The organism is Streptomyces sp. NPDC051555, assembly GCF_044454405.1.
Classification (GTDB): Bacteria; Actinomycetota; Actinomycetes; order Streptomycetales; family Streptomycetaceae; genus Streptomyces.
Window position 1 is genome coordinate 1 of sequence record NZ_JBITDP010000081.1, and the last position, 4,871, is coordinate 4,871.

A 4,871-nucleotide genomic window follows, 5' to 3' on the forward strand; every position below is an offset into this window, starting at 1 on the left:
TCCCCCTCTGACCAGCATCAACAGACAGTAACCACGGCAGGAACCAGAACCGATGGAGCACAAAACCGATCACACACAACTCAGTTGACATCCTCGCACAGTCGGTACGGCCGCAGGCTTGCCGACACCGCGGTCGCCGGACAGGAGACAGCGATCGACCTCCAGGTCCGGCGTTTCTTCTGCGACAGTACCGACTGCGCCAGAAAGACCTTCGCCGAGCAAGTCGACCAGCTCACCTTCCGCTACGGACGACGGACCGTGATCCTCCAACGCCTCCTGCAGCAGGTCGCGTTGGCCTTGGGCGGGCAGGCCGGCGAACGCCTCGCCGAACGGCTCGCCACCCCCGTGAGCGGGCCCACGCTCCTGCGGCTGATCCGCTCCATGGATATCCCAGAAGTGCCCGAACTGACCGTCCTCGGCGTCGACGAGTTCGCCTTCCGCCGTGGCCGGCGCTTCGGCGCCATCCTCATCGACATGGACAGCCACCGCCCCGTCGACGTACTGCCGGACCACACGGCCGAGACCTTCGCCAACTGGCTCCGCCGGCACCCACACATCGGCACCGTCTGCCGGGACCGCGGAGGCGCCTTCGCCGAGGGCGCCGAGCGTGGCCAGCCCGGAATCCCGCAGGTCGCAGACCGCTGGCACTTGCTCCACAACCTCGCCACCGGCCTGGAGAAGACGGTCACCCGCCACCGCTCCTGCCTGAAGGCCCCCGAGTCCGAGGCAACTCCTGCCCCAGCCAGCACTGCGGGTGGGGAGTCCGCCTACGAACGCAAGATCCGCGAACGGCACCACGACGTCCAGACCCTGTTCCGGCAGGGCCTCACCATCGACGCGATCAGCGCACGGCTCGGACTCGACCGCAAAACGGTACGGCGCTACGCGAGGGCCACCACCGCCGACTCACTGATACGCGAACGGCCCAGCCGTTCGAGTGCTCTGACCCCGCACAAGCCCTACCTCGCGCGCCGGTGGGCCGAGGGATGCGACAACGCACAGACCTTGCTCGCGGAGCTCACCGACCGTGGCTACCTCGGGGGCCGCAGGAGCGTGCGGCGATTCCTCAACAGCCTGGCCAGGCACAACGGCCCACGAGCCGTTCCTCCGCCACCGCCCGCGGTCGCTGACGTCGTTCGGTGGATCATCGGGCGCCCGGAGAACCAGAGTGACCAGTCCCGCCAGGACCTCAAAGATGTCGCCGGACGCTGCCCGGAGATCGCCGAAGCCTGCCGCCTGGCCCGCGGCTTCGCCACCATCCTGCGCCGCCGCGACGGACACCTGCTGGCAGACTGGCTGGGCCAGGCAGACGAGTCCCAGGTCAAGGAGATCCGCACCTTTGCCAACGGGCTCCGCAAGGACCTCTCCGCTGTCACCGCCGGGCTCACGCTCCCTTTGAGCTCCGGCGCCGTTGAAGGCAACGTCACGAGAATTAAGCTCCTCAAGCGCCAGCATTACGGCCGGGCCGGTTTCGATCTCCTCCGCAGGCGCATCCTCCTGGCCCACTGACTGTGAGGATGTAGATGGCACCGCTCGGGGGTCTGACTCGCCCACTGACTGACGCTTCGGCTGTCCTCAACTGGAATCGTCGGCCATCCGGGCGGTGCTGTTCTGCACGTGTCCGGTCGGGCGCCTGTGACCTCATAGCGCCTCTGTGTGTCAAGCCGCCTGAGCGAGGTGGTTCCGTTGATCTCGTTTCATGATCCGGTAGACCACGTTGGACAGCCGTCGCTTCAGTGCTCGCCGGGCCTCGGACGGGGTCTTCCCTTCGGCGATCTTGCGCAGGTAGTAGTCCTGGCCGCGGCCACCGTCGCGGATCTGGACGACCGCGATCACGTGCAGGACCGAGTTGAGCGCCCGGTTGCCGCCGGTGTTGAGACGGTGGCGGACGTTGTTGCCGCTGGAGGCGTCCAACGGTGCACTGCCGGTATAGCTGGCGAAGTGGTGCTCGGTCGGGAAGCGGGTGACATCGCCGACGTGCCCGAGGACCTTGGCGGCCAGCACGGTGCCCAGGCCCGGCAGGCTGGTGAGGGTGGTGCGGGTCGCGGCCAGCGCCTCGCGCATCTGGACCTCGTTGTCCTTGACCAGTCGGTCCAGCCGGCGCAGATCGGCCAGGAGGTCGCGGGCTATGTCGCGGCGGCAGCTGTCGGTGGCGGTGACGGGACGGATGCCCTTCATCGCGGCAGCGGCCTTGTCGGCGGACAGGCCGGTTGCCACGCCGCCGGGCAGCAGGTCGCGCAGGACGGCGTGCAGCCGGTTCAGTACACGGGTGCGCTCGTGGACCAGGTCGTCGCGGCGCTCGGTCAGAAGCCGCAGGATGCTGGTCTGGTCCTCGGCCGCGACCTGTCGCAGGTCGGGGCGGAAGAGGGCGACCTGGGCGACATGGCGGGCATCGGCCTCGTCGGTCTTGCGGTTGCCGCCGGTGGCCAGCATCCGAGCCCGAGCCGAGAGCGTGGCCGGCACGTCGACTACGTCCTCGCGCGCAGCGGCCAGCTGCTGGGCAAGGGAGCGGCCGAGGCCGCCGGCGCCCTCGACGGCGAAGCGTCGCTCGGGCCACTGCTCGCACCAGGCCATGAGCTGGCGGAACGTGCCGGCGTTGACGGCGAACCGGCGCTTGGCCAACTGACGGCCCGAGGCGTCGACGGCGACGGCGGTGTGGGAGGACTTGTGCGGGTCGATACCGATCAGGATCACAGGCAGGCCTTGCACTCGACGGGACCGGGCAGGGAGTGCGGTGGGCATCCTGACTTGAAGTCACCGTGTCGTCCTCATGCCTCTGTCGAGCCACACCGCGCGGGTGTCGGCCGGCGGCGGCACGCTATGAGAGAGCCAGCCCAGCGGCGGCAAGGAGCACTGCGGGCCCGTGCCGACCGACACCCTGGACGCTACGGCTGCAGACCGAGCGTCTGGGCTCAATTCAACAAGTCAGGAGCCCGGCCAAAGGTCCCATCACAGTCTTGTCCTGACGCCCGACCGGCGCGTGCCCTCCCGCAATCACGCGTCAGAAGGGCAGTACCGAACAGCATGGCAGATGAGATAGCGGTGGTCGGCGGCGTCGACACCCACACCGACTTCCACCAGGCGGCCGTGATCGACTCGATCGGCCGACACCTGGCCACCGAGGCATTCCCCACCACCCCCGATGGCTACCGCCGACTGCTGCACTGGCTCCGCTCCCACGGCGATCTCATGGCCGTCGGCGTCGAGGGGACGGGCGCCTACGGCGCCGAGCTCGCACGCCACTTGCGGGCAGAGCGGGTCACCGTCGTCGACGTGGACCGGCCCGACCGCAGAGCCCGCCGCGCCAACGGCAAATCCGACCCCGTCGACGCCTACGCCGCGGCGACCGCCGTCCTCTCCGGCCGGGCCGGCGGCACCCCCAAGACCCGCGACGGGATCGTGGAGGCCCTCCGCTCCCTACGCGTGGTCCGCCGCAGCGCCGTCAAGTCCCGCACCCAGACCATCAACCAGATCCGCACCCTGATCGTCACCGCCCCCAGCGAGGTCCGCGAGAAACTGCGCGGCCTGCCCACCGCCGAGCTGGTCAGGACCCTGGCCCGCTCCCGCCCCGCCGGTCACGCGAACGATCCGGCACACACGGTCCGGGTCGCGCTGCGGCGTCTGGCCCGCCGCCACGAGTACCTCACCGAGGAGATCAACGACGCCGACACCGAGCTGGGGCCCCTGGTCACCCAGGCTGCCCCGGAACTGGTCGCCCTCCTCGGAGTCGGGACCGAGACCGCGGGCCAGCTCCTCATCACCGCGGGCGACAACCCCGAACGGCTCCGGTCGGAGGCATCGTTCGCGCACCTGTGCGCGGCAGCCCCCGTCCCCGCGTCATCAGGCCGAACCAACCGCCACCGCCTCGACCGGGGCGGAGACCGCGGCGCCAACAACGCACTCCACATGATCGCCCTGGTCCGCATGCGCTACGACACCCGGACCCGCGACTACGTCGCCCGCCGCACCACCGAAGGCATGTCCAAGAAGGACATCCTCCGCTGCCTCAAACGCTTCATCGCCCGCGAGGTCTACAAGCACCTCACCAGCCCACACACCACACCGAACCCGCTCCTCCAGACCGCTTGACGGTCTATAGGAGCTTCCAGCCCAATTCACGGAAAGTGTCGAAGAGCCAGTATCTACTGACCGCCGTCACCCCCAGGGTGGGGGGATCGGTAGAGGGTGCGGGGGCGCCGTGATGATCTCCTCCACGGCAGTCCGGGTCCGGGTTTCGGCGCTTAGGCGGGGTCTGCGGGTCGCGTCCGCCTCCTGCCGCTGGGGACCGCCCGGCAGACTGCATGCCGCCGTGTCCCGCTCCACGGCGGGATCACCGCCCGCATGGCGCAGGCGGTGTTTGGGAGGAGGGTCGAGATGAGTCCCGAAGGCTGAGGTCACAGCGGTTTTCCCTTTTCCAGTTCACGAGAGGGGTGCGCCACCGGCTGCCCTGGTGGTGGATGACTGCGCCCTCGGTTGCGCGCCCGGCGCCTCCATGAGCTCCGCCGCCTCCGCGCGCAGGTCGCGGCGCAGTTCCTTGGGCAGGGAGAACACGATGGACTCCTCGGCGGTCTTGACGATCTCCACGTCCCCGTACCCGCGCGCGGCCAGCCATGCCAGGACCTCGTCGACCAGCACCTCCGGCACCGAGGCGCCCGAGGTCAGACCGACGGTGGTGACGCCCTCGAGCCAGGCCTCGTCGATCTCGCTCGCGAAGTCCACGAGGTACGAGGCCTTCGCGCCGGCGTCGAGGGCGACCTCGACCAGGCGGATGGAGTTGGGTGTAGCTCTTCCAGAGGGACTGGCTCGAGGCGGTCTGAGCTGGGAGTTTCCTGATCTGGCTGCGATGGCGGGCTCGGGCTCGTAGCGTCGGG

The 4,871-nt window shown here is 69.4% G+C and carries 3 protein-coding genes and 1 pseudogene; 2 read left to right on the forward strand and 2 right to left on the reverse strand.

Annotation, left to right across the window (positions count from 1 at the left end):
* Positions 1 to 84: 84 nt before the first annotated feature.
* Positions 85 to 1,509 (forward strand): ISL3 family transposase, encoded by a 1,425-nt coding sequence (locus tag ACIBEA_RS44115; RefSeq protein ID WP_399270144.1) that lies wholly within the window; start codon positions 85 to 87, stop codon positions 1,507 to 1,509.
* A gap of 150 nt (positions 1,510 to 1,659) precedes the next feature.
* Here ACIBEA_RS44115 and ACIBEA_RS44120 read toward each other — a convergent pair whose 3' ends face one another.
* Complete coding sequence (locus ACIBEA_RS44120) at positions 1,660 to 2,694, reverse strand: IS110 family transposase (protein ID WP_399270146.1); 1,035 nt, start codon at positions 2,692 to 2,694, stop codon at positions 1,660 to 1,662.
* A gap of 330 nt (positions 2,695 to 3,024) precedes the next feature.
* On the opposite strand from ACIBEA_RS44120, the gene ACIBEA_RS44125 reads away from it, so the two are divergent.
* A complete protein-coding gene (locus ACIBEA_RS44125) occupies positions 3,025 to 4,089 on the forward strand; it encodes an IS110 family transposase (protein ID WP_399270148.1) in 1,065 nt (354 codons plus the stop codon).
* A gap of 330 nt (positions 4,090 to 4,419) precedes the next feature.
* Here ACIBEA_RS44125 and ACIBEA_RS44130 read toward each other — a convergent pair.
* A pseudogene (locus ACIBEA_RS44130) lies at positions 4,420 to 4,871 on the reverse strand (hypothetical protein); the annotation flags it as partial.